Here is a 25,258-nt window from a genome sequence, read left to right on the forward strand (position 1 = left end):
GAGGCACCGCTCGGCGTGTTGATGACGATGTCGACCTCGTTGCGGGCGAGCAGGTCGACGACGCTCTCCTGCCCCTGGCTGTACTTGCCGACCGTGCCGACCAGGATGCCGTTGCGGCGGAGCACCTCGGCGGTGCCCTCGGTCGCGATGATCCGGAACCCGAGCTGCTGCAGGCGGTGCACCGGCAGGACGATGGCGCGCTTGTCCGTGTCGGCGACGCTCACGAAGACCGTGCCGCTGGTCGGGAGCCCGCCGTACGCGGCCTCCTGGCTCTTCAGGAACGCCCGCGGGAAGTCGCGGTCGATGCCCATGACCTCGCCGGTCGAGCGCATCTCCGGGCTGAGCACGGAGTCGACGACCTGCCCGTCGGCGGTGCGGAAGCGCCGGAACGGGAGCACGGCCTCCTTGACGGCGACCGGCGCCTGCGCCGGGACGAACGCGCCGTCGCGGGCGGGCAGCATCCCCTCGTCGACCAACCCGTCGATCGTCGAGCCGGTCATGATGCGCGCGGCGGCCTTCGCCAGGGCGATGCCCAGTGCCTTCGACACGAACGGCACCGTGCGGCTGGCACGCGGGTTCGCCTCGAGGACGTAGAGCACGCCCGCACCGATCGCGAACTGCACGTTCAGCAGACCGCGGACGCCGACGCCCCGCGCGATCTCCTCGGTCGCGTCCACGACGGCCTGGATCTCGGCGCGACCGAGGCCGACCGGGGGCAGGGTGCAGGACGAGTCACCGGAGTGGATCCCGGCCTCCTCGATGTGCTCCATGATGCCGCCGACGTACAGCCGCTCGCCGTCGTACAGCGCGTCGATGTCGATCTCCACCGCGTCGTCGAGGAAGCGGTCCACCAGCAGCGGCAGGTCCGGGCCGATGATCGCCTGGTCGGCCATCCGGTCGAAGTAGTCGGCGAGGGCGGCGGAGTCGTAGACGATCTCCATGCCGCGCCCACCGAGCACGAAGGACGGGCGGACGAGCACCGGGTAGCCGATGCCCTCGGCGACGGTGGTCGCGCTCGCCAGGTCGTGGGCGGTGCCGTTCTTCGGGGCGAGGAGGCCGGCGTCGTCGAGGATGCGGGAGAAGGCCCCGCGCTCCTCGGCGAGGTCGATGGCGTCCGGGCTCGTGCCGAGGATCGGGATGCCCGCGGCCTCGAGCGGCTTCGCCAGGCCCAGCGCGGTCTGCCCGCCGAGCTGCACGACGACGCCCACCACCTGCCCGGACGCCTGCTCGGCCTCGATGACCTCGAGGACGTCCTCGGCCGTGAGCGGCTCGAAGTACAGGCGGTCCGAGGTGTCGTAGTCGGTCGAGACCGTCTCCGGGTTGCAGTTCACCATGATCGTCTCGAACCCGGCGTCGCTCAGCGCGAAGGACGCGTGCACGCAGGAGTAGTCGAACTCGACCCCCTGGCCGATGCGGTTCGGGCCGGAGCCGAGGATGACGACCTTCTTGCGGTCGCTCGGGGCGACCTCGGTCTCGGTGTCGTAGGACGAGTAGTGGTACGGCGTCAGTGCGGGGAACTCGCCCGCGCAGGTGTCGACGGTCTTGAACACCGGCCGGATGCCGAGCGCGTGCCGCTGGTCGCGGGCCTCCTGCTCGGTGATGCCCCGGAGCGCGGCGATCTGCACGTCGCTGAAGCCGTGCTCCTTCGCCCAGCGGACCGTGTCGGCGTCGAGCGTCGCAGCGTCCCGGACCTCGGCCGCGACCTCGTTGATGAGGACGATCTGGTCGATGAACCAGGGGTCGATGCCGGTGGCGTCGAAGACCTCCGCCGTGGTGGCGCCGGCGACGAGGGCCTGCTGGACCGTGACGATCCGGCCGTCCGTCGGGACGCGCGACTTCTCGAGCAGGGCGGCCTTGTCGAGCTGGTCCGCCGGGACGTCCCAGTGGAAGCTCGACCCGCGCTTCTCGAGCGACCGGAGCGACTTCTGCAGCGCGGTGGCGTAGTTGCGGCCGATGGCCATCGCCTCGCCGACGCTCTTCATCGTCGTGGTGAGCGTCGCGTCGGCGGCGGGGAACTTCTCGAACGCGAAGCGCGGGGTCTTCACGACGACGTAGTCCAGCGTCGGCTCGAAGCTCGCCGGGGTGACCTGCGTGATGTCGTTCTGGATCTCGTCGAGCCGGTACCCGATGGCGAGCTTCGCGGCGATCTTGGCGATCGGGAAGCCCGTCGCCTTCGACGCGAGGGCCGACGAGCGGGAGACGCGCGGGTTCATCTCGATGACGATCACGCGACCGTTCGAGGGGTCGACCGCGAACTGGATGTTGCAGCCGCCGGTGTCGACGCCCACCCGACGGATGATGTCGATGCCGATGTTCCGCATGTTCTGGTACTCGCGGTCGGTCAGCGTGAGCGCGGGGGCGACCGTGATCGAGTCACCGGTGTGCACACCGACCGGGTCGACGTTCTCGATCGAGCAGATGACGACCGTGTTGTCGGCGTTGTCCCGCATCAGCTCGAGCTCGTACTCCTTCCAGCCGAGGATCGACTCCTCGAGCAGGACCTCCGTCGTCGGGGACGACTGCAGGCCGTCGCCGACGAAGCGGACGAGCTCCTCCTCGTTGTAGGCGAAGCCCGAGCCGAGCCCGCCCATCGTGAAGGAGGGCCGGACCACGAGCGGGTAGCCGAGGTCCTGCGCGAACTCCTTCGCCTCCTCGAGCGTGTGCGCGATGTGGCTGCGGGCGACGTCCGCGCCCGACTCGAGGACGAGCTCCTTGAAGAGCTGTCGGTCCTCACCGCGCTGGATGGCGTCGACCTTCGCGCCGATGAGCTCGACGCCGTGCTTCTCGAGGATGCCGGCCTCGTCGAGCGCGATCGCGGCGTTCAGGGCGGTCTGCCCGCCGAGCGTCGGCAGGACCGCGTCGGGCTGCTCGATGCGGATGATCTCCTCGAGCGAGGCGTTCGTGATCGGCTCGATGTACGTCGCGTCGGCGAAGTCCGGGTCGGTCATGATCGTCGCCGGGTTCGGGTTCACGAGGATGACCCGGACGCCCTCGGCGCGCAGGACGCGGCACGCCTGGGTGCCGGAGTAGTCGAACTCGGCGGCCTGCCCGATGACGATCGGACCGGAGCCGATGACCAGGACGGAGCTGATGTCGGAGCGCTTGGGCATCAGTTGCCCTCCTTCGTGGTGTCGGCGGTCGTGACGTCGGCGGCGGGGGTGGTCGCGTCGGCGGTGGCCGCGTCGAGCGGCCCCCCCTGTCGTCGGGCGAGGACCATGTCCCGGAAGCGGTCGAACAGGTACATGCTGTCGTGCGGTCCGGCGGCCGCCTCGGGGTGGTACTGCACGCTGAACGCGGGGATGTCGAGCGCGCGGAGGCCCTCGACGACGTTGTCGTTCAGCGAGTAGTGCGACACCTCGACCCGGCCGAAACCGACCGGCGACTCGAGGGTCTCCCCGACCGGGGCGTCGACCGCGAAGCCGTGGTTCTGACTCGTGATCTCCACCTTGCCCGTCGTGGTGTCGAGCACCGGCTGGTTGATCCCGCGGTGGCCGAACGGCAGCTTGTAGGTGCCGAAGCCGAGCGCGCGGCCGAGCAGCTGGTTGCCGAAGCAGATGCCGAAGAACGGTCGGCCGTCGCGCAGGCTGTCCTGCAGGAGCGACACCTGGGCGTCGGAGGCGGCCGGGTCGCCGGGGCCGTTCGAGTAGAACAGCGCGTCGGGGTCGAGCTCGCGGAGCCGCTCGACGGTGACGTCCTGCGGCAGCACGTGCACCTCGAAGCCGCGCTCGGACAGGTACCGCGTGGTGGACGCCTTGACGCCGAGGTCGAGGACGGCCAGCGTGCCGATCCGCTCCCCGACCGGCGCGACCACGTACTCCTCGGCCGTGGAGACCTCGGCGGACAGGTTCCTGCCCGTCATGCCGGTCTGCTCGGTGACGATCCGGAGCTGCTCGTCGGCGTCGAGCGTCGCGTCGGCCCCGCTGAAGACACCGCCCTTCATCGCGCCGGCGTCGCGGATGCGCCGGGTCAGGGCCCGGGTGTCGATCCCGGAGATGCCGACGATGCCGTCGCGCACGAGGTGCTCGTCGAGCGAGGCGTTGGCCCGGTGGTTCGACACCACCCGGCTGGGGTCGCGCACGACGTACCCGGCGACCCAGATGCGCCGGGACTCGGGGTCCTCGTCGTTCACCCCCGTGTTGCCGATGTGCGGTGCCGTCTGCACCACGATCTGGCCCGCGTACGACGGGTCGGTGAGCGTCTCCTGGTAGCCGGTCATGCCGGTCGCGAAGACCACCTCGCCGAGCGTGCGCCCGCGGGCGCCGTAGGCCCAGCCGTCGTACCGGGTGCCGTCCTCGAGGACCAGTACGGCCCGTTCGCGTGTCATCAGTTCGTCCCTTCGCCCGCGGTGTGCGGGGAGTCGTTCGTCGTCGCCGGTCCCTGCAGCGCGCGGAGCGCGTCCGCGTCGCCCTGGGGGAACCGGAAGTAGGTGTCGAGGTCCGTCGCAGCTGCGGCGCCGGTCGCCGTCCATCGCAGTCGGACCAGTCCCCCGGGCTCGACCACCCGGTCGATGGCCCACGTGGCCCGGTCGGCACCGCGCACCGCGCTCCGGGCGATCCAGCGGTCGTCCGTGCCGGCGTGGTGCAGCACGACGCCGGACCGGTGGACCGTCACACCGCCGCGGCCGCGGAACCCGAGGCCGCCGGCCGTGATGCGTTCGAGCGGCTCGTCGGCGCGGGTCGTCGCGACGGTGAACCCGTCCCACGACCCGACCACGGGCCCGGGGTCCGCTGGGACCGGGACGGGAGGCACGGCCTCCGCCTGCCGTCGGCTGCGCGTCCGCCACGTGCGGGCCATCGCGACGAACAGCGCCGCCACCGCGAGCAGGATCACCCCGCCGAGCAGCCAGCGCGCCGTGTCACCGCTCATGCGGTCGCCGCCCGCTCGTGCGCGGCCCGTGCCGCGACCGTCCCGGCGTCGAGCAGTTCCCCGTCGAGGACGGTGGGCATGCCGTGGTGGAACGTGGCGACCACCCGGCCGGGCAGGCGCATGCCGAGGTACGGCGAGTTCTGCGACTGTCCGTGCAGGTCGTCGACCGAGAACGTGCGCACGGCGGCCGGGTCGTACAACGTGACCTCGGCCGGTGCCCCCTCGGCGATCGCGTGCCCGTGGCCGGCGACCTGGCCGATCCGGGCCGGCGCGCTCGAGAGCACCCGGGCGACGTCGGCCCAGTCGAGGCGTCCGTCGGCCACCACGGCGGCGTGCACGACGCTGAGCGCCGACTCGAGCCCGACCATCCCGTTCGCGGCGGCCGGCCACTCGCAGTGCTTCGCCTCGGCCGGGTGCGGCGCGTGGTCGGTGGCGACGATGTCGATCGTGCCGTCGGCGAGGGCCGCGCGGAGCGCGTCGACGTCCTCACGACTGCGGAGGGGCGGGTTGACCTTGTAGCGGGCGTCGTACCCGGGCGCACCGTCGTGGCCCGCGATGAGGTCCTCGGTCAGGACGAGGTGGTGCGGGGTGACCTCCGCCGTGACGTCGATCCCGCGGGACTTGGCCCAACGGATCACCTCGACGCTGCCCGCCGTCGAGACGTGGCAGACGTGCAGCCGGGCACCGACGTGGTCGGCGAGCAGGACGTCGCGCGCGATGATCGACTCCTCGGCCACGGCGGGCCATCCGGCGAGGCCGAGCTCGGAGGACAGCCGGCCCTCGTTCATCTGCGCGCCGATGGTCAGACGGGGTTCCTGGGCGTGCTGCGCGAGCACCCCGCCGAAGCCCTTGATGTACTCGAGCGCGCGCCGCATGAGCAGCGGGTCGGCGACGCACGAGCCGTCGTCGGAGAACACCCGGACGGCCGCGCGCGAGGTCGCCATCGCGCCGATCTCGGACAGGTGCGTGCCCTGCAGGCCCTGCGACACGGCGCCGATCGGCCGGACCGTGACGTAGCCGGCGTCGTCCCCGAGCGCCTGCACCTGCTCGACCACCCCGGCGGTGTCGGCGACCGGCGAGGAGTTCGCCATCGCGTTCACCGCGGTGAACCCGCCGGCGGCGGCGGCCCGTGAGCCGGACAGCACGGTCTCGGACTCTTCGTGGCCGGGTTCGCGGAGGTGGGTGTGCAGGTCGACGAGACCGGGCAGGGCGAGCAGCCCGTCGGCGTCGACGACCGTGGCACCGGCCGTGTCGAGACCGGACCCGACCGCGGTGACGAGCCGACCCTCCAGGCGGATGTCGGCCCGGGTGCCGTCGACCAGCTGCGCGCCGCGGATGAGGTGTGCGGTCATGCGACGGTCTCCTTCTGGTGGTCACCGGTGAGGGCGAGGTAGAGCACGGCCATCCGGACCGAGACGCCGTTCGCGACCTGCTCGACCACGGTGGAGCGGGCGTCGTCGGCGGCCGCGCCGGCGATCTCGAGCCCGCGGTTCATCGGGCCGGGGTGCATCACGAGCGTGCGCTCGGGCAGCCGGGCGAACCGCGCGGCGGTGAGCCCGAAGTGGCGGGTGTACTCGCGCGGGTTCGGGAAGAAGGCGTCGTTCATCCGCTCCTGCTGGATGCGCAGGGTCATCACGACGTCCGGGTCCTCGGCCAGTGCGGCGTCGAGGTCGTGCTGGACCGCGGCGCCGAAGGGGCGGTCCACCGCGGGCAGCAGCGTCGGCGGCGCGGCGAACGTGACGTGGGCGCCGAGGGTCCGGAGCAGCCAGGCGTTGCTGCGGGCCACGCGGCTGTGCAGGACGTCGCCGACGATGAGCACGCGGACGCCGTCGAGGCCCTGCCCGCGGCTCGCCGTGCCGTGCAGCCGGCGGCGCATCGTGAACGCGTCGAGGAGCGCCTGCGTGGGGTGCTCGTGGGTACCGTCGCCGGCGTTCACGACCGGCACGTCGATCCAGTCGGCCTCGGCCAGGACGCGCGGGGCGCCGGACGCCCCGTGGCGGATGACGATGCCGTCGATGCCCATCGCGTCGAGGGTCTGCACGGTGTCCTTGAGCGATTCGCCCTTCGAGACGCTCGAGCCCTTCGCGGCGAAGTTGATGACGTCCGCGGAGAGGCGCTTGGCGGCCGCCTCGAACGAGATCCGCGTGCGGGTCGAGTCCTCGAAGAACAGGTTGACGACCGTCCGGCCGCGCAGCGCCGGCAGCTTCCGGACCTCGCGCGTGTTCACCTCCGCCATCTCCTCGGCGACGTCGAGGATGCGGACGGCTTCCTCCCGCGACAGGTCCGCGGTCGAGAGCAGGTGCCTCATGCTGCACCGCCCTGCTCGATGACGACCTCGTCGATGCCGTCGGTCTCGGTCAGGTGCAGCGAGACCCGCTCGTCGCCCGCGGTCGGCAGGTTCTTGCCGACGTGGTCGGCCCGGATCGGCAGCTCGCGGTGGCCCCGGTCGACGAGGACCGCCAGGCGGACGGCGCGTGGTCGGCCGATGCCCTGCAGGGCGTCGAGCGCTGCGCGGACCGTCCGGCCGGAGTAGAGGACGTCGTCGACGAGGACGACGACCTTGCCGTCGACGCCGCCGGCGGGGATGACCGTCCGGTGCGGGGACCGACCGATGCCCCGACCGAGGTCGTCGCGGTACATCGTCACGTCGAGTGCTCCGACGCGCTCGGTGCCGATGCCGCCGGACGCGGACTCCCACCCGGGCTCGATGTCGGCGAGGACCCGACCCAGGCGCTCGGCGAGGACGGCCCCGCGGGTCGGGATGCCGAGCAGCACGAGGTCCGAGCCGCCGTGGTTGGCCTCGAGGATCTCGTGTGCGATGCGTGTCAGGGCACGCGTGATGTCGGACTGCTGCAGGACCGTTCTGGTGCCCACGCCGACCTCCTTCCTCGTCTCTCTGGACGACCCCCGCCTCACTGGACGGCATCAAAGGATGCTGGTTGCGTTCGAGCCTAGCGGGACTCCCGGTCCTCCGCGACAGTCCGACCGGACGGTCCACGGCCCTCCGCGACGGCGCCGAGGACGCCGTTCACGAAGCCGGCCGAGTCGTCGGTGGACAGCGACTGGGCGAGCTCGACGGCCTCCGCGATCGCCACGGCGTCCGGGACCTCCGGGTTGAACCGGATCTCCCACACGCCCATGCGCAGGATGCAGCGGTCGAGGACCGGCATCCGGGCGATCGCCCAGCCCTGCGCGTGGTCGGAGATGACGCCGTCGATCTCGTACCGGGCCTCGTCGACGCCCGTCACGATCTGCCGCGCGTAGTCCCAGCTGGAGGCGCGCTCCGGCTGGTCGAGGTGGCGGACCGTCTCGGTCGCGAGGACGTCCGCGATCGGCAGCTCGCGCACCTCGGCCACGTACAGCATGTCGAGGGCGCGCTTGCGGGCCTTCGAACGAGCACTCATACGGTCAGCGCCTAGTCGTTGACGCGGCCGAGGTAGTTGCCGTCGCGGGTGTCGACCTTGACCTTGGTGCCGGACTCGAGGAAGAGCGGGACCTGGATCTGGTACCCCGTGACGATCGTCGCCGGCTTCGTGCCGCCGGAGGAGCGGTCGCCCTGCAGGCCGGGCTCGGTCTCGATCGTGGTGACGATCGAGGTCGGGAGCTCGACGTAGAGCGGGTTGCCCTCGTTCATCGCGATGGTGACCTGCGCGGACTCGAGCAGGAAGTTGCGCGCGTCACCGACGACGGCCGCCGGGACGTTGACCTGGTCGTAGGTGTCCTGGTCCATGAAGACGTACGAGTCGCCGTCCTCGTAGAGGTACTGGAAGTCGCGACGGTCCACCGTGGCGGTCTCGATCTTCGCGCCGGCGTTGAAGGTGCGGTCGACGACCTTGCCGGAGACGACCTGCTTGAGCTTGGTGCGCACGAAGGCGCCGCCCTTGCCCGGCTTCACGTGCTGGAACTCGACGACCGACCAGAGCTGCCCGTCGATGATGAGAACGGCGCCGTTCTTGATGTCAGTGGTACTCGCCATGGGTCTTCCGTTCGATGGTGTTGTGAAGGTGTCCAGGCTCGTGGAGCCCCGGACGAGTGTAGCGGACGGGGCCCGGCGTGCCGGGACCGGACCGCCGGCCTACTGCCGTCTCCTCGCCAGCCACGCGTCGACGGCCGCCCACGCGAGCAGCACGACACAGGTGCCGCCGAGCAACGCCCCGGCCACGAGCGTGCTGATCACGGCCGTCGGCCGGGCCGGCGCGGCCAGGTAGACCACGGCCAGGAGGCCCGCCCCGGCTCCCAGGAGCACGAGCAACACCCGGCGGATCATGCCGGAGACGGTCTGGCGGTCACGCCGGTCGCTGAGCAGCCGGATGTTCACCGACAGCCGCCCCGCCTCGACCGCCTCGGTGATCTTGTCGATGCGGCGCGGCAGCCGCCGCGCCGAGGTCACCAGCCCGAAGAGCTCGCGGACGAGGACGCTCCGCACCGCGGCGGGCCGGAGCTGGTCGCGGATCTGCTCCGCCGCGAGGCCGCGCGACTCCTCGAGCAGGTCGAACGACGGCGCGAGCGTGCGGAGCGTCCCCTCGAAGATCGCCAGCGCGCGGGCGGCCGCCACGAAGTCGGCCGGAGCACGCAGCCGGTAGCGACCGAACACCTCGACCGCGTCGTCCACCGTCTCGACGCCGATCCGCGCGCCCGGACCGAGTTCCTCGGCGACGAACCGCGCCATGTCGCGCCGGAAGTCCGCTTCGTCCTCGGGGTCGCGGACCGGCGCCATCCGGAGGACCGCGTCCGCGATGCGTGAGGTGTCGTCCTGCAGGTAGGCGGCGAGCAGTTCCTGGACCGTGTCCCGGAGACCCGGGTCGAGCCTCCCGACCGATCCGAAGTCGATGAGCGCGGGCCGTCCGTCGGGCAGGAGCAGGACGTTCCCCGGGTGCAGGTCCGCGTGGTAGACGCCGTCGAAGACGACCTGACGGAGGAACGCGCGGAGGACCGAGCGCATCGGCTCGTCGAGGTCGCGGTCCGAGCGCTCGGCTCGGATCGCGCTGAGCGTGTCGCCCTCCAGGAACTCCATCACGAGCACGCGTCGCGTGGACAGGTCGCGGTACGGCTCCGGGAACCGCACCTCGTCGGGACGCGCGCTCCGGGCCTGGGCCGCGCGGAGCGACTCGAGGTTCCGCAGCTCCGCGGTGAAGTCGACCTGTCGGACGAGGTCGGCGCCGTACTGCTCGGCCACCTCGACCACGCCGAGCTGCCGCGCCTGCGCGGACGTCCGGGTCAGGAAGCGCACGAGCCGCAGGGCGATGTCGACGTCCCGCCGGACCGCGGCGTCGATGCCCGGCCGCTGCACCTTGACCGCGACCGCGGTGCCGTCGGCGAGCCGTGCGCGGTGCACCTGCGCGATGGAGGCCGCGGCGACGGGCTCCGGGTCGAAGGACGCGAACACCCCGGCCACCGGCGCGCCGAGCTCGGCCTCGAGCAGCGCGGCGACCTCGTCGGGCGCGGCGGGACGCACGCTCCCCTGCAGGAGCGCGAGGCGCTCCGTCCACTCGTCGGGCAGCAGGTCGTCGCGTGTGGACAAGACCTGGCCCATCTTCACGAAGCCACCGCCGGCCTCCTCGAGCGCCAGGCGCAGGTGGTCGGCCTGGTCCCGGCGGAGGTCGGCCGTGGCCGGCTCCCGCGAGAAGTCGAGCCGACGGATCGGCAGGAGCCCGTGGCGCCGTGCGATCCCGAGCACCTCGGCGAACCGACGGGCCCGACCGCGGGCGGTCCCCGCGTCCGGACGCTGCTGGGTGGAGAAGTCGCTGAGACGGGGCGGGTTCGGCACGTCCTCAGTCTGCTCCGTGGGCCTGGGGCGGACCGGGGTGCCGGGACCCGTCGGACCTCAGGCGCCGACCTCCTGGTATGCGGTGAAGAGCAGGTGGTCCTCCGGGCCCTCGAGCGTCACCGGCTTGCCGATCCCGTCGAGGATGATGAACCGGAGCATGCCGGCGCGTGCCTTCTTGTCCCGACGCATGGTCGCGAGGAGGCTCTGCCACCGTCCGAGCGGGTAGGTGGTGGGGAGCGAGAGCGAGTCCAGCACCGCCCGGTGTCGGTCCACGGTGGCGTCGTCCAGGTGCCCGGTCAGGCGTGCGAGTTCGGCGGCGAAGACCATGCCGACGGAGACCGCAGCGCCGTGTCGCCACTGGTACCGCTCGGCGTGCTCGATCGCGTGACCGAGGGTGTGCCCGTAGTTGAGCACCTCGCGACGGCCCTGCTCCGTGAAGTCGTCCGACACGACCTGCGCCTTGAGACCGATCGCGAGTTCGACGACGCGACGGAACTCGGGCGTCGTCGGGTCGGTGACGCGATCGACGTCCGCCTCGATGACGTCGAGGATCTCCGGGACCGCGATGAAGCCGGCCTTGACGATCTCGGCGAAGCCGGCGAGGACCTCGTTCCGCGGCAGGGTCCGGAGGAGGTCCAGGTCGGCGACCACCGCGCGCGGGGCGGCGAAGGCGCCGACGAGGTTCTTGCCCTCGTTCGTGTTGATGCCGGTCTTGCCGCCGACGCTCGCGTCGACCATGCCGAGCACCGTGGTGGGCATCGACAGGTACGGCACGCCGCGCAGCCACGTGGCGGCGACGAACCCGGCGAGGTCGGTGACGGCGCCGCCGCCGAGCCCGATCACGGCGTCGGTGCGGGTGAAGTCGGACTGGCCCATGACCTGCCAGCAGAACGAGGCGACCTCAATCCGCTTCGCGGCCTCGGCGTCGGGGACCTCCGCGATGAGGGCCTCGAGCCCCGCGTCGACGAGCAGCTGCCGGAGGTCCTCGGCCCGGGCCCCGAGTGTCGGTGCGTGCACGATGAGGACCTTGGCGACGCGCGGGCCGAGCAACGCGGGGACGGCCCCGAGCAGGCCGTTCCCGACCGCGACGACGTAGCCGTCGTCGCCGCCGACTCGGATCTCGGTGGTGCCCTCGGGCAGGGTCGACTCGGTCACGGTGCTCCTTCGTCGGAGGTGGTCGGGGTGCTGGGTCGGCCGTCGGTCCGGCCATCGGTCCGGGCGCTCGCCGGCGTCGTGCGCCGGACCCATGCGACGACGTCCTCCGCCACGCGGGACATCGGCCGCCGCGAGGTGTCGAGCACCAGGTCGGCCAGCCGCTCGTACGTCGGTGCCCGCTCGTCGAGGATCGACTGCCACGCCGTGATGCCGCCGGTCGCGATGAGCGGCCGGTCGCTACCGAGGATCCGGGGCGCGACCGCCTCGGCCGAGACGGTCAACAGGACGACGTGCGCGTCCGCGATCGCCGCGCGCGTGCCCTCGTGCATGACGGCTCCCCCGCCGAGGGACACGACGCCGCCGGTCTCGACCGCTCGTCGGACCGCCTCGGCCTCGAGCTCGCGGAACACGGGCTCGCCGCGCTCGGCGAACAGCCGCGGGATCGGTCCGTGCTCGCGGGCGATCACCCGGTCGGTGTCGGTGAACGGGACGCCGAGTGCCTTGGCCACCCGGCGGCCGACGCTCGACTTCCCCGCGCCCATCGGTCCGATGACGACCACAGGCCGGGGCACGGCCGCGTTCACCGGGCTGGCGTCGGCGCGGTCGGGTCGCTCCGGCGCGTCCGGAGCGTCTCCGGGATCGCGGCGAGGTAGCCCTCGAGGTTCCGCTTCGTCTCGGCCACGCTGTCACCGCCGAACTTCTCGAGCACGGCGTCGGCGAGCACCAGGGCCACCATCGCCTCGGCGACGACGCCGGACGCCGGCACCGCGCAGACGTCGGAGCGCTGGTGGTGCGCACTCGCGTCCTCGCCCGTCGCGACGTCGATGGTCTGCAGCGCGTGCGGGACGGTGGCGATCGGCTTCATCGCGGCACGGACGCGGAGGACCGTACCGGTGGACATGCCGCCCTCGGTGCCGCCCGCACGGTCGCTCGTGCGCACGATCGCACCGTCGGCGCGCTGCAGTTCGTCGTGCGCGGCGGACCCGCGGCGGGCCGCGGTCGCGAAGCCGTCACCGACCTCGACGCCCTTGATCGCCTGGATGCCCATGATCGCCGCTGCCAGGCGCGCGTCGAGCCGACGGTCCCACTGCACGTGCGACCCGAGTCCCGGCGGGACCCCGTAGAAGAGCACCTCGACCACGCCGCCGAGGGTGTCGCCGTCCTTCTTCGCGGCCTCGACCTCGGTCACCATGCGGGCGGAGGTCGCGGGGTCGGCGCAGCGGAGCTGGTCGTCGTCGAGGCGGTCGACGTCGGCGGGCACGGGCAGTGCGGCGTCCTCTGGCACGCGGACCGTACCGACCTGCAGCGTGTGCGCGACCGAGGTCATCCCGAGTTCGGCGAGGAAGGACTTCGCCACGGCGCCGAGCGCGACCCGGGCCGCGGTCTCACGGGCGGACGCGCGCTCGAGGATCGGTCGGGCCTCGTCGAAGCCGTACTTCTGCATCCCGACCAGGTCCGCGTGCCCGGGGCGCGGGCGCGTCAGCGGGGCACCGCGGCCGCGGGAGGCGTCGGTCTGCTCGACGGGCTCGGGGTTCATCACCTCGACCCACTTCGGCCACTCGGTGTTGCCGATGCGGATCGCGATCGGGCTGCCCATCGAGAGACCGTGGCGGACGCCACCGGACAGGTGCAGCTCGTCCTGCTCGAACTTCATGCGGGACCCACGGCCGTAGCCGAGCTTGCGGCGCGCGAGGTCGGCGCGGATGGACTCGTACGACACCGGGACGCCGGCCGGGAGGCCTTCCATCATGGCGATGAGTTCGGGTCCGTGGGACTCTCCAGCGGTCAACCAACGAAGCATGGAGCCATCCTCCCACAGCGCACGGCCGTGCGACGTGCCGTGCGCTGCGGGAGGGACTACTGGTACTCCGGGTGCGCCCGCAGCCAGCTGCGGAAGCGCTCAACCGCGACGAGGTGCTGGTCGTACGTGTCCGAGAACACGGTCTCGCCGGTCTCGAGGTCGACCGTGACGAAGTACAGCCAGTTGCCCGTCGCCTGGTGCACGACCGCGTCGATCGCGATGTCACCGGGGTTCGAGATCGGCGCCGGCGGCAGTCCGTCGTGCTGGTAGGTGTTGTACTCGTTCGACGCGTCCGCACGCTCGGCGTCCGTGGTCGTCACGGTGTGCGTGTTCCCGGTGCCGTAGGCGACGGTCGCGTCGGACTGCAGCCGCATGCCGTCGTCCAGCCGGTTCTGGAACACCCGCGCCACCTTCGGGTAGTCCGCGGCGAGACCGGCCTCCTTCTGCACGAGCGAGGCGAACACCACGACGCGCTCCTGGTCGGCCTCGGCGACGCCGGCCTTCTCGAGCCGCTGCTTCATCGTGTCGACCATGGCCTGGAAGTACTGCTTCGCGGTCCAGTCGGGCTTGATCGGGTAGGTCGCCGGGAACAGCCAGCCCTCGAGGGTCGTGACGCCCGCCGGGAGACCGTACGCCGAGACGTCCTCAGCCGCGGCGGCGACCTCGGCCTTGCTCAGGCCGGCCTTCGAGACCATGCCGGCCTCGATGTCCTGCAGGGCCGTCCCCTCCGGGATGACGAGTGACGGGTCCTCGACGCGGTTCGCCTTGTCCTGCAGCGCCGAGAGCGCGGCCTTCGAGCTCATCTTCTTCTTGAGCGCGTAGGAGCCCGGCTGGAACTGGACCTCGGGCGACGCGAGCAGCAGTTCGTAGAACGCGCTCGAGGTCTTCACCACGCCGCTGCGTTGCAACGTGGCGGCGACGTCCTCGCCGATGTCGCCCTCCTTGATCGTGATGGTCACCTTCGAGGTGCCGTCACCGGTGTAGTCGTCGGTCTCCTTCGCGCCGGAGATCGCGCTCATCACCGCCTTCACCTTCGGTGCGGCGAACGCGTAGGCACCGCCGGCGGCGGCGAGCACCAGCGCGACGATGACGATCCCCGCGATGAGCGGACCCTTGCGACGGGCGGGACGGTCGTCCCGCGGCGGACGGGAGGCTCCCCGGCGCCCGCCCCGTCGGCCGCCGTCGTCCCCGCCCGCGCCACCGCGTCCGGCACCGCCGCGGGGCCCGTCGCCACCGGGTCCGTCGGCACCGGGCCCGTCGCCACCGGATCCGTCGGCACCGGACGCGTCGTCGTCCGTGGCGCCGCTGCCCGTGCCGGTGGACCCGACCGGAGCTGCTGCGACGGTGCGTGCGGCAGGAGCGACGCCGTCGTCGGCGCCGACCCCTTGCCAGGTCCCGCGACGGCGGACCGGGGTCTCGTCGTCCGCCTCGTCGCGCGTTCCTCGACCGGCGGCAGCCGGCACGTGACCGCTGTGCAGGGTGCCGCCGAGCAGGGCGTGCACGTCGGGGTGGACGTCGTCACCCGCCGGGGCGGTGCCGACGCTGCGGCGCGGGCCGGGCCTCCCGGGCTCGCCCGCCGGCTGCTCGGCCGGTGCCGCTGTCGGCTGATCGCGCTGCGTCGCCGCCGACGCGGCCTCCTGTCGCTCTCGTGCCACACGGGCGGCTCGGCGCGAGAGCGGCGCGTGGCCGCTGCTCTGGCCGGAGCCGTCCGTCGGGGTCCCGGTGCGCTCACGGCGCTCGGCGTCGTTGCCGGTCGCGATGATCGCGTTCCAGTCCAGATCGTCTGCCAACGGTCCTCGGTCTCTCGGTCGGGAACTCCGCGGCTCCGGGCCGCGGGTGCGACGTCGGGAGGGCAGCCGATCAGGGGAGCTCGGCCCCGGGTGGGGCGCCGGATGCGCGCTCGTGGTCGAGCGCATGTTGCAGAATGATAACAGCGGCCGCTTGGTCGATCACGGCGCGCGACTTCTTCGTGTTCTTGCCGGCCTGGTGCAGGCCCCGCTGGGCGGTGACGGTGGAGAGTCGCTCGTCCACGAGCCGGACCGGCCGGTGCGCGGCGATGCGGCCGGCGAAGTCGCGCGCGTCGGCGGTGGAGGCGGTCTCCCCGCCCGACATCGACAGCGGGAGCCCGACGACGACCTCGAGCACGTCGTACTCCTCCGCGATCGCCAGGATCCGTCGGAGGTCGGTCGAGTCGTCCCGTCGCACGGTCGCCACCGGGGTCGCGAGCAGACCGTCGCGGTCGCACACCGCGACCCCGATCCGGGCACGGCCGACGTCGACGCCGAGCCGCCGCCCGGAGCGGATCGCCACGATCAGGCCGCGATGCGGTCGGTCACCGCACGGAGCGCAGCGGGGAGGGCCGACGCGTCGGTCCCGCCGCCCTGCGCCAGGTCCGGCTTGCCGCCGCCGCCACCACCGAGCACGCCGGCGGCCTCCTTCGCGAGGGGGCCGGCCTGCACGCCCGCGGCGCGGGCCGCGTCGTTCGTGGCGACGATCACGACGGGCTTCCCGCCGACGACGGCGCCGAGGACCACGACGGCCGCATCCGAGCCGAGCTGACCGCGGACGCCGGTGGCGAGGGAGCGGAGGTCGTCGCTCGACGTCAGCCCCTCGACCACCTGCGCGACGACCGAGATGCTCCCGGTGCGCTGGGCAGTGCGGGCGATCGACGGCACGCGCTGCTGCAGGTTCGCCGACTCGAACTCGGCGATCCGCTTCTGTGCGGTCTTGAGGTCCTCGAGCAGCGCCTGCACGCGGCCCGGCAGGTCGTCACGCTGTGCCTTGAGGGCGCTCGAGAGCTGCGAGACGATCGTCCGCTCCACGGCGAGCTCGCGGAAGCCCTCGAGTCCGACGAGCGCCTCGACGCGGCGGTTCGTCGATCCGACGCTCGCCTCGCCGACGAGGTTGACGAGGCCGACCTGCGCGCTCGACGCGACGTGGATGCCACCGCAGAGCTCGCGGGACCACGGGCCACCGATGTCGACCATGCGGACCTCGGCGCCGTACTTCTCGCCGAACAGCGCCTGCGCGCCGAGTGCCTTCGCCTCGTCGATCGGCAGGATGCGGGTCGACACCTCGAGGTCGGAGCGGATCGCCGTGTTCACGACCTCCTCGATCTCGGAGCGGGTCTCGAGCGACACCGGCTGGCTCCAGGAGAAGTCCAGGCGCATGTAGCCGGCCTTGTTGTACGAGCCGGCCTGGAGCGCTTCCGGACCGAGCACGTCCCGGAGCGCCGCGTTCACGAGGTGCGTCGCCGAGTGCGCCTGCGTCGCGCCGCGGCGGTACTCGGCGTCCACGACCGTGGTGGCGGGGTCGCCCACGCCGACCTCGCCCGAACGCACCTGCACCGTGTGGCTCCACAGCCCGGAGACCGGGCGCTGCACGTCGAGGACCTCGAGGTCGAACCCGTTGCCGACGATCGAGCCCTGGTCGGCGTCCTGCCCACCGGACTCGGCGTACAGCGACGTCTCGCCCAGGATGACCTCGGCGATGTCCCCGGCGACCGCGCGGTCGACGCTGCGCCCGTCGACGATGAGGCCGAGCACGCGACTCTCGGCCTGGAGGGCGTCGTAGCCGAGGAACACGGTCTCCCCCGCAGCCCGGAAGGCGCTGTAGACGCTGAGGTCCGCGAGCGCGGTCTTCTTGCTCTTGGCGTCGGCCTTCGCGCGGGCGCGCTGCTCCGACATGAGCGTCTCGAAGGCGGAGCGGTCGACGTGGACGCCGGCCTCCTCCGCCATCTCCATGGTCAGGTCGATGGGGAACCCGAAGGTGTCGTGCAGCAGGAACGCGGTGTCGCCGCCGATCGCCTGCCGGCCGTCCTGCTTGGCTCGGTCGACCGCGACGTCGAGGATCGTCGTGCCCTGTGCGAGCGTGCGGAGGAAGGTCTCCTCCTCGGCGTAGGCGATGCGGGCGATGCGGTCGTACTGCTCACCGACCTCCGGGTAGGCGTCGCGCATGGCGTCGCGGGAGGCCGGGAAGAGCTGCGGGAAGGTCGCGCCCTCGACGCCGAGCAGGCGCATCGCACGGACCGTGCGACGGAGCAGCCGACGGAGGATGTACCCGCGGCCCTCGTTCGACGGCGTGACGCCGTCGGTGATGAGCATGAGCGCCGACCGCACGTGGTCCGCGACGATGCGCATCCGGACGTCGTCCTCGTGGTCGGCACCGTAGCGCCGTCCGGAGACCTCGGCAGCCTTGTCGAGCACCGGGCGGACCTGGTCGATCTCGTACATGTTGTCGACGCCCTGCTTGATGAAGGCGACGCGCTCGAGCCCCATGCCGGTGTCGATGTTCTTGCTCGGCAGCTCGCCGGTGATCTCGAAGTCGACCTTCGACCGCACGTCGGCGATCTGGTACTGCATGAAGACCAGGTTCCAGATCTCGACGTAGCGGTCGTCGTCGGTGGCCGGACCGCCGTCGACGCCGTACTCGGGACCGCGGTCGAAGAAGATCTCCGAGCAGGGCCCGGCCGGCCCGGGCTGGCCGGTGGACCAGTAGTTCGTGTCCTTGCCGAGCTTCTGGATGCGGTCGTCGGGCAGCGTCGAGTGGCGCTTCCAGAACGCGATCGCCTCGTCGTCCTCCTCGTACACGGTCACCCAGAGGTCGTCGGCGGAGAACCCGAGCCCGCCGTCGGACTCCGGGTCCGTCAGGAACTGCCAGGCGTACTGGATCGCCTGCTCCTTGAAGTAGTCCCCGAACGAGAAGTTGCCGTTCATCTGGAAGAACGTGCCGTGCCGGGGGGTCTTGCCGACCTCTTCGATGTCGTTCGTGCGGATGCACTTCTGCACGCTCGTGGCACGGGGGTACGGCGCCGGGATGAGCCCGGTCAGGTACGGGATGAACGGCACCATGCCGGCCACCGTGAACAGCAGCGACGGGTCGTCCGAGACGAGCGACGCGGACGGGACGACGGTGTGGCCGCGGTCACCGAAGAACTGGAGCCAACGGCGGCGGATCTCTGCGGTCTGCATGGTGCTTCCTGTAGGGCGTGTGGCGGGGACGGGAGGCTCGGGGCCGGTGGAACGGGACCGCGCGTCCTGAGGGGACGGTGCGGCTGAGGGGACGGTGCGGTGGTGTGGGAGGGCGTCAGTCGTCGACGCCGTGGCCGGTGGGACGCAGCTCGGCCTCGCGCGAGCGGTACCCCTCGGCCACGGCGCCCGTGAAGGCCTTCGCCCGAGCGTCGACCTGGGCGAGGAGGTGCGCGGCGGAGGGCGTCCGGCTGACGCGCTGTGCGGCGACGAACCCGATGACCACGCCGACGGCGACGAAGAACAGCTGCTTCACGGTGCCTCCCTCTCGCGCACGCCGGAGCGCGCGTCCGACAAGCGTATCGCGGCACCCCGACGGCCCGGGTCCCGCGACGGCACGGTCTGCGCGCCCGCGGGGCCCGGGAACGCAGAACGGCGGGCCGCCCTCCGGAGAGGACGACCCGCCGTTGCCACCGACGCTGGGGTCAGCGGGCTGCGTAGTACTCGACGACGAGCTGCACTTCACAGGTCACGGGGACCTCGGCGCGCTTCGGACGACGGACCAGGCGGGCCTGGAGCTTGTCGATCTCGACGTCCAGGTAGCCCGGGACCTTCGGGAGGACTTCCTGGTGACCACCGGCAGCGGCGACCTGGAAGGGCTCGAGCGACTCGGAGCGCTGCTTGACGTGGATCAGCTGGCCCTCCTTGACGCGGAAGGAGGGACGGTCGACGAGCTTGCCGTCGACGAGGATGTGACGGTGCACGATCAGCTGGCGGGCCTGCGCGGTCGTCCGGGCGAAGCCGGCACGGAGCACGAGGGCGTCCAGGCGGGTCTCGAGGAGCTCGACGAGGTTCTCACCGGTCAGACCGGCCGACTTGCGGGCCTCTTCGAAGACGATGCGGAGCTGCTTCTCGCGGATGCCGTACTGGGCGCGCAGACGCTGCTTCTCACGGAGACGGACGGCGTAGTCGCTGTCCGCACGACGGCGCGTGCGGCCGTGCTCACCGGGCCCGTAGGGGCGCTTCTCGAGGTAACGGGCCGCCTTCGGCGTCAGCGGGATGCCGAGCGCGCGCGAGAGGCGGGTCTTGCTGCGGGTGCGGGACTTGGTAGACACAGGGTCCTTTTCTCTGTACTGAACTGAAGATGTCACGGGTCTCGGAGCGCGCACGCACCGACGGACCCCGTGACGGGATCCAGAGGGATGAGCCTGTGGGATCGGACGGCTACAGTCCGAACCTCTGCCCCCGTGCCGGGCTGTTGGACCACACGAGGTGGTCCGACCGCTCCGGCACTGTGTCCTCGACGCAGCCGCACGCGAGGACCAGGACGTAGGCCCGTCAACGATAGCAGCACGACGGCCCCGCGCACAGCCTCCATCCGGTGTCGGCGCGTCGGCGTTCAGTCGCCGCGGATGATGCCGCGCAGGCGGTCGAGCCGGGGGCCGATCTCGCGCTCGAAACCGTTCGCCGTCGGTGTGTAGTACTCGGTGCCGTCGATGGCGTCCGGCAGGTACTGCTGGGTGGCGACGCCGTGCTCGGCGTCGTGCGAGTACACGTACCCCTTGCCGTGCCCGAGCCGCTTCGCCCCGGCGTAGTGCGCGTCCCGGAGGTGGTTCGGCACGACGCCCATCCGCCCGGCCTTGACGTCGGCGATCGCCTGGTTCACACCGTTGTACGCCGCGTTCGACTTCGGCGCGGTCGCGAGGTACACGACGGCCTCGGCGAGCGGGATCCGCCCCTCCGGCATGCCGATCAGCTGCACGGCCTGCGCCGCGGCGACCGCGATCGGCAGGGCCTGCGGATCGGCCATGCCGATGTCCTCCGACGCCGAGATGATGATCCGGCGGGCGATGAACCGCGGGTCCTCCCCCGCCTCGATCATCCGGGCGAGGTAGTGCAGTGCGGCGTCGACGTCGCTCCCCCGCACCGACTTGATGAACGCGCTGATGACGTCGTAGTGCTCGTCGCCGGCCCGGTCGTAGCGGAGCAGTGCGCGGTCGACCGCGGCCGCGACCGTCTCGGCATCCACGACCGGTGCCGTGCCGTCCTCGCGCTCGTCGTCGTCCTGGCCGGCGACCGCCGACGCCGCGGCTGCCTCGAGCGCGGTCAGGGCCCGGCGGGCGTCCCCCGACGCGAGCCGGACGATCGCGGCGCGGGCTTCGTCGCCGAGGACCACGGCGCCGCCGAGGCCGCGTGCGTCCTCCACCGCGCGGTCCACGAGCATGCCCAGGTCGGCGTCGGTCAACGGCTTCAGGGTGAGCAGGAGCGACCGGGACAGGAGCGGCGAGATGACGGAGAAGGACGGGTTCTCGGTCGTCGCGGCGATGAGGATGACCCAGCCGTTCTCGACACCGGGCAACAGGGCGTCCTGCTGCGCCTTGCTGAAGCGGTGGATCTCGTCGAGGAACAGCACCGTCGTCGAGCCGTAGAGGTCCCGGTGCGCGAGGGCCTTCTCCATGACCTCGCGCACGTCCTTGACGCCGGCGGTCACGGCGGAGAGCTCGACGAACTCACGGCCGGACTGCCGGGCGATCGCCTGCGCGAGGGTCGTCTTGCCGGTGCCCGGGGGACCCCAGAGGATCACGGAGACCCCGCCCGGGTGCTCCCGCGTGCCCGACGCCAGCTGCACGAGCGGGGACCCGCGACCGAGCAGGTGCTGCTGTCCCGCCACCTCGTCCAGGCTCGTCGGACGCATGCGGACCGCCAGCGGCACGGAACCCTGCGCGAGACCGGCCCGCCCACCCGTCGTCGGCGCGTTCATCCCCGAGCGGTCTGGTGCCATGCCTCGATGGTAGGCGTCCGCACCGACGTGCTCGCCACCGCACGGCACCGACCCGGGCCCGAGGGGGCGACCCGGTACGCTCGCAACCGACACCGCGACGAGAGGTCAGAAGAGCACCGTGGCACCGAAGAACCAGAGCCGTGAAGCCCGCGAGCGACTCCGTCTCTACCAGGCCAGACAGGGCCTCCACGAGCGTCAGCGACGTCGTCGGGTCCGCGACGACGTCGTCTGGGCCGGGGCCCTCGTGCTGGTCGCCGCGCTCGCGACCGGTTCCCAGTTGGTGTACGCGGCGACGCAGGACGACGACCGCGCCACCGCGTCGGCCAGCGCGACCGGCACCGCCACCCCCACGCCGTCACCCAGCGCGACCGCGGCGGGCACCGGTGACGTGCCGAGCAAGGACATCGCGGCGGGGTCGACCTGGACCGGCTCCCTGACGCTCAACGACGACGTCCGGCTCGGCATCGAGCTCGACGGCGCAGCGGCACCGCAGGCCACCAGCGTCGAGATCGACCTCATCCGCAAGCGGTTCTACCAGGGCACGACCTGCCACCGCCTCGCCGACAGCGACGACTTCCACTTCCTGCAGTGCGGGTCCGCGAACGGGGACGGCACGGGGGACGCCGGCTTCCAGTACGGTCCGCTCGAGAACGTGCCCGAGGACGGCCGGTACGCGGCGGGCACCATCGCCATCGCCCGCGGGTCGTCGCCCGCGTCACAGACCACGCAGTTCTTCATCGTGACGGACGACACCACGCTCGACCCCTCGTCGGGTGGGTACACGGTCGTCGGAAAGGTCACGAGCGGCCTGTCGGACCTCGTGTCGCAGGTGACGTCGAAGGGCATCGCGGACCCCGGCGCCGACGGCTCCGGGAAGCCGGAGGTGCCGACGGAGATCACCGGCGCCACGATCGCCCGGGAGAAGTAGTCCACGGCGAAAGCGCACACGCCCGTCGCACGGCCCGACCGTGCAATAGGCTGACGACCTGACCGTGCCGACGGCGACGTCGGTGATGCACGACCACGATCGAGGCGAGACCTGTGGCATCTGACGAAGCAACGACCTGGGGCAGGGTCGACGAGAGCGGGACGGTCTACGTCCGGTACGAGGACTCGGAACGGGTCGTCGGCGAGTACCCGGACGCGTCCGCCGAGGAAGCCCTCGCCTACTTCGCCCGGAAGTACGCCGATCTCGAGGGCCAGGTGAAGATCGCCGAGCAGCGCGTCAAGGGCGGCGCGTCGGCCGGTGACGTCGCCCGTACCGTCGAGCACCTGCGGAGCCTGGTGGCGGACGCGCGGGTCGTCGGGGACATCAAGTCGCTCGAGGACCGCATCGGCGCACTCACCGACCAGGTGGGCTCCCTGACCAAGGAGCAGGCCGCGCAGGCGCAGCAGGCACTGACCGAGGCGCTCGCGTACCGCACCGCGCTGGTGGAGGAGGCCGAGGCACTCGCCGCGGTCGACCCCGCCCGGGCGCAGTGGAAGCAGGTGACCGCGCAGCTCGACGACGTCTTCGCCCGCTGGCAGCAGCACCAGCACGACGGCCCGCGCATCCCGAAGAACGACGCGAACGACCTGTGGAAGCGGTTCCGGACCGCGCGCTCGACGGTCGACCAGCACCGACGCGCCTTCTACTCGGAGCTGGACTCGCAGCACCGCGATGCCCGGGCCCGCAAGCAGGAACTCGTGCAGCAGGCCGAAGCGCTCGCACCGCGCGGCTCGGACGCGATCCCCGCGTACCGCCAGCTGCTGGACGAGTGGAAGGGTGCCGGGCGCGCCGGCAAGCGTCACGACGACGCGCTCTGGGCTCGCTTCAAGGCCGCCGGCGACGTCCTCTTCGAACAGCGGCACGCCGAGGCGTCCGCCGAGAACGAGGAGTACTCGGCGAACCTCGAGGCGAAGCTGGCGTTGCTCACCGAGGCAGAACCGATCCTGCAGATGCAGGACCGCGCTGCGGCACGCAAGGCGCTGACGGACGTCCAGCGTCGCTGGGACGAGATCGGCCGCGTCCCGCGCGCCGACGTCCGCCGCGTCGAGGACCGCATCCGCGCGGTGGAGGACCACGTCCGTGGCCTCGAGGACCAGCACTGGAAGCAGTCCGACCCGGAGCGCAAGGCACGTCAGACCGGGCTCGCGAGCCAGCTCGAGGGCGCGATCGCGAAGCTCGAGGGCGAGCTCGCCGACGCCGAGGCGAGCGGGGACGCGCGCCGGATCAAGGACGCACGCGAAGCGCTCGACGCCCGCAAGATCTGGCTCGACGCGCTGGGCGGCTGAGCGCTCGACCGACGACGGACGGATGCCCCGTGGCCGATCGGCCACGGGGCATCCGTCTGTCACGTCCCGTCAGGCGGAGACGGGCATGCCCAGCAACGCCCGGATGGCGAGGTCGTCCTGGCGCATCTGCGCGGCGAGCTCGTCCATCCCGCCGAAGGCGACCATCCCGCGGACGTAGGCGACGAACAGCACCGAGATCGTCTCGTCGTACAGGTCGATGTCCACGTCGAGCAGGTGTGCCTCGATCTGCTTCTCCGGGACGCCCTCGAACGTCGGGTTGTTGCCGACCGACACAGCGGCCGGGTACGTCACCCCGTCGTACACGACGCGCGCGGCGTACACCCCGTCGGCCGGGACGAATCCCTCGCAGTGCGGGTCGAGGTTCGCGGTGGGGTAGCCCATCTCGCGCCCTCGCTGGTTGCCCCGCACGACCGTGCTCCGGACGGCGTGCTCGCGGCCGAGCAACCGTGCGGCCTCGGCGACGCGACCGACGCCGAGGAGTTCGCGGATCCAGGTGGAGGACACGCGTCGCTCCCCCGCGGGACGGACGTCGTCGACCAGGCCGACGTCGTCGATGAGCTCGACGAGGAACCCGTGCCGCTCACCGAGCTCCCGGAGCAGGGCGACGTCCCCGGCACCGTGTGCCCCGAACCGGAAGTCGCTCCCGACGAACACCAGACGCGCGTGCAGCGTGCCCACGAGGATCTCCGAGACGAACGACTCGGCGGACTTCGCCTGCAGTTCGGGGTCGAACCGGAGCAGGAGGGTGGCGTCGACGCCGACGTCCGCGAGGAGTTCGCGCCGCTGTGCGGTGCTCGTCAGCGCCGGCGGCACCCGCTGCGGGTCGATCACGTTGAGCGGGTGCTGGTCGAAGGTGACGACGGTCGAGGTGAGACCGCGCGCGCGGGCCGCCTGCTCGAGGTGGGCGATCACGGCGCGGTGCCCGACGTGCACACCGTCGAACTTGCCGATGGTGACGGCACTCGGGCCGAAGTCCGTCGGCACGGCTGCCGGGTCGTCGTAGAACTGCATGCTGGCGTCCCTCCCCGTCACTCGGCGGACCCGAGGTGCTGGTCCGCGGCGGCCGCTGCGGGCGTCGTGCCGCGCTCGACTGCTGCGCGGTGGTGCTTCCGGAGCCACCACAGGCCCGCGATCGGCAGCACGAGCGGCGCGAAGGCGTACCCCATGCCGTAGTAGGACCAGATCGTCAGGTCCGGGAACAGCTGGCGGTCGAGCAGCGAGAGCGTCCCGACGACGAGCACGCCGGTCATCTCGAAGACGATGGTCACGCAGGCCACCCGGTACCAGGTCCGGCCGGGCACGATGAGGGCGACCATGGCGAGGATGTAGACCACGGCGGCGATGGCGCTCAGCGTGTACGAGAACGGCGCGAAGGAGAAGTCCTCCGCGATCTGCACGACGCTCCGACCGGTGGCGGCCAGGGCGAGGATGCCGTAGACCGCGATGAGGACCCGGCCGACACCGGTGGCCAACGAGGACACCCTCGGTGCCGAGGTGCGCTCGGCCGCGGTGCTCGCCGAGGAGGATCCACCTGCAGAGGACTTGGTCGCCATTGCACCGATCCTACCGACCACCCGGGACACCCGGGCACGGTGACGCGGGTAGCACGGCCGTCGCGTGCAGCA

Annotated in this window: 22 protein-coding genes; 2 read left to right on the forward strand and 20 right to left on the reverse strand. The window is 72.0% G+C overall.

Annotation, left to right across the window (positions count from 1 at the left end; translation table 11 throughout):
* The 18 genes from carB to DEI84_RS10630 form a co-directional block, all read right to left on the reverse strand.
* A partial coding sequence (gene carB, locus DEI84_RS10545) for a carbamoyl-phosphate synthase large subunit (RefSeq protein ID WP_110890803.1) occupies positions 1 to 3,110 on the reverse strand: 3,110 nt, incomplete at its 3' end.
* Positions 3,110 to 4,324 (reverse strand): glutamine-hydrolyzing carbamoyl-phosphate synthase small subunit, encoded by a 1,215-nt coding sequence (gene carA / locus DEI84_RS10550; protein ID WP_110890804.1) that lies wholly within the window; start codon positions 4,322 to 4,324, stop codon positions 3,110 to 3,112. The genes carB and carA, both read right to left, overlap by 1 nt.
* A complete protein-coding gene (locus DEI84_RS10555) occupies positions 4,324 to 4,866 on the reverse strand; it encodes a hypothetical protein (protein WP_110890805.1) in 543 nt (180 codons plus the stop codon). The genes carA and DEI84_RS10555 overlap by 1 nt, the downstream gene beginning before the upstream one ends.
* A complete protein-coding gene (locus tag DEI84_RS10560) occupies positions 4,863 to 6,218 on the reverse strand; it encodes a dihydroorotase (RefSeq protein WP_110890806.1) in 1,356 nt (451 codons plus the stop codon). The genes DEI84_RS10555 and DEI84_RS10560 overlap by 4 nt, the downstream gene beginning before the upstream one ends.
* A complete protein-coding gene (locus tag DEI84_RS10565) occupies positions 6,215 to 7,174 on the reverse strand; it encodes an aspartate carbamoyltransferase catalytic subunit (RefSeq protein ID WP_110890807.1) in 960 nt (319 codons plus the stop codon). Before DEI84_RS10565 ends, DEI84_RS10560 begins: the two co-directional genes overlap by 4 nt.
* On the reverse strand, positions 7,171 to 7,740 hold the full coding sequence (pyrR, locus tag DEI84_RS10570) for a bifunctional pyr operon transcriptional regulator/uracil phosphoribosyltransferase PyrR (RefSeq protein ID WP_110890808.1): 570 nt from the start codon (positions 7,738 to 7,740) through the stop codon (positions 7,171 to 7,173). Before pyrR ends, DEI84_RS10565 begins: the two co-directional genes overlap by 4 nt.
* Positions 7,741 to 7,817: 77 nt before the next feature.
* Positions 7,818 to 8,270 carry a transcription antitermination factor NusB gene (nusB, locus tag DEI84_RS10575; RefSeq protein ID WP_110825069.1) on the reverse strand — a complete coding sequence of 151 codons (453 nt, stop codon included), beginning with the start codon at positions 8,268 to 8,270 and terminating at the stop codon, positions 7,818 to 7,820.
* 11 nt (positions 8,271 to 8,281) lie between these two features.
* Positions 8,282 to 8,842, reverse strand: a complete 561-nt coding sequence (gene efp, locus DEI84_RS10580; protein WP_110825070.1) for an elongation factor P — start codon at positions 8,840 to 8,842, stop codon at positions 8,282 to 8,284.
* A gap of 99 nt (positions 8,843 to 8,941) precedes the next feature.
* Positions 8,942 to 10,633 carry an AarF/ABC1/UbiB kinase family protein gene (locus DEI84_RS10585; RefSeq protein WP_110825071.1) on the reverse strand — a complete coding sequence of 564 codons (1,692 nt, stop codon included), beginning with the start codon at positions 10,631 to 10,633 and terminating at the stop codon, positions 8,942 to 8,944.
* 57 nt (positions 10,634 to 10,690) lie between these two features.
* Positions 10,691 to 11,773, reverse strand: coding sequence for a 3-dehydroquinate synthase (gene aroB, locus DEI84_RS10590; protein WP_110825220.1), 1,083 nt, complete (start codon positions 11,771 to 11,773; stop codon positions 10,691 to 10,693).
* 11 nt (positions 11,774 to 11,784) lie between these two features.
* Positions 11,785 to 12,330 carry a shikimate kinase gene (locus DEI84_RS10595; protein ID WP_110890841.1) on the reverse strand — a complete coding sequence of 182 codons (546 nt, stop codon included), beginning with the start codon at positions 12,328 to 12,330 and terminating at the stop codon, positions 11,785 to 11,787.
* Between the two features lie 38 nt (positions 12,331 to 12,368).
* A complete protein-coding gene (aroC, locus tag DEI84_RS10600) occupies positions 12,369 to 13,589 on the reverse strand; it encodes a chorismate synthase (RefSeq protein WP_110825072.1) in 1,221 nt (406 codons plus the stop codon).
* Between the two features lie 56 nt (positions 13,590 to 13,645).
* On the reverse strand, positions 13,646 to 15,379 hold the full coding sequence (gene mltG, locus DEI84_RS10605; RefSeq protein ID WP_110890809.1) for an endolytic transglycosylase MltG: 1,734 nt from the start codon (positions 15,377 to 15,379) through the stop codon (positions 13,646 to 13,648).
* A gap of 70 nt (positions 15,380 to 15,449) precedes the next feature.
* Complete coding sequence (ruvX, locus tag DEI84_RS10610; protein WP_110890810.1) at positions 15,450 to 15,902, reverse strand: Holliday junction resolvase RuvX; 453 nt, start codon at positions 15,900 to 15,902, stop codon at positions 15,450 to 15,452.
* Positions 15,902 to 18,559 carry an alanine--tRNA ligase gene (gene alaS, locus DEI84_RS10615; RefSeq protein WP_110890811.1) on the reverse strand — a complete coding sequence of 886 codons (2,658 nt, stop codon included), beginning with the start codon at positions 18,557 to 18,559 and terminating at the stop codon, positions 15,902 to 15,904. The genes ruvX and alaS overlap by 1 nt, the downstream gene beginning before the upstream one ends.
* A gap of 115 nt (positions 18,560 to 18,674) precedes the next feature.
* A complete protein-coding gene (locus DEI84_RS10620) occupies positions 18,675 to 18,872 on the reverse strand; it encodes a hypothetical protein (protein ID WP_110825076.1) in 198 nt (65 codons plus the stop codon).
* A gap of 169 nt (positions 18,873 to 19,041) precedes the next feature.
* Positions 19,042 to 19,671: a 30S ribosomal protein S4 gene (gene rpsD / locus DEI84_RS10625; protein WP_110825077.1), complete on the reverse strand. Its 630-nt coding sequence runs from the start codon at positions 19,669 to 19,671 to the stop codon at positions 19,042 to 19,044.
* Positions 19,672 to 19,955: 284 nt separating this feature from the next.
* Positions 19,956 to 21,317 (reverse strand): replication-associated recombination protein A, encoded by a 1,362-nt coding sequence (locus tag DEI84_RS10630; protein WP_110890812.1) that lies wholly within the window; start codon positions 21,315 to 21,317, stop codon positions 19,956 to 19,958.
* Positions 21,318 to 21,456: 139 nt separating this feature from the next.
* Between DEI84_RS10630 and DEI84_RS10635 the strand changes: the two genes are divergently transcribed.
* Positions 21,457 to 22,266 carry a peptidylprolyl isomerase gene (locus tag DEI84_RS10635; protein WP_110825079.1) on the forward strand — a complete coding sequence of 270 codons (810 nt, stop codon included), beginning with the start codon at positions 21,457 to 21,459 and terminating at the stop codon, positions 22,264 to 22,266.
* Between the two features lie 113 nt (positions 22,267 to 22,379).
* Positions 22,380 to 23,612 carry a DUF349 domain-containing protein gene (locus DEI84_RS10640; protein WP_110825080.1) on the forward strand — a complete coding sequence of 411 codons (1,233 nt, stop codon included), beginning with the start codon at positions 22,380 to 22,382 and terminating at the stop codon, positions 23,610 to 23,612.
* Between the two features lie 69 nt (positions 23,613 to 23,681).
* Here the strand turns inward: DEI84_RS10640 and DEI84_RS10645 are convergent, their stop codons facing one another.
* Both DEI84_RS10645 and DEI84_RS10650 read right to left on the reverse strand, forming a co-directional pair.
* Entirely contained in the window at positions 23,682 to 24,644 is a 963-nt protein-coding gene (locus tag DEI84_RS10645; RefSeq protein WP_110890813.1) for a bifunctional riboflavin kinase/FAD synthetase, read from the reverse strand.
* A gap of 17 nt (positions 24,645 to 24,661) precedes the next feature.
* Positions 24,662 to 25,186: a hypothetical protein gene (locus DEI84_RS10650; protein WP_258367555.1), complete on the reverse strand. Its 525-nt coding sequence runs from the start codon at positions 25,184 to 25,186 to the stop codon at positions 24,662 to 24,664.
* Positions 25,187 to 25,258 lie beyond the last annotated feature (72 nt).

Source organism: Curtobacterium sp. MCBD17_023, from assembly GCF_003224415.1.
Classification (GTDB): domain Bacteria; phylum Actinomycetota; class Actinomycetes; order Actinomycetales; family Microbacteriaceae; genus Curtobacterium.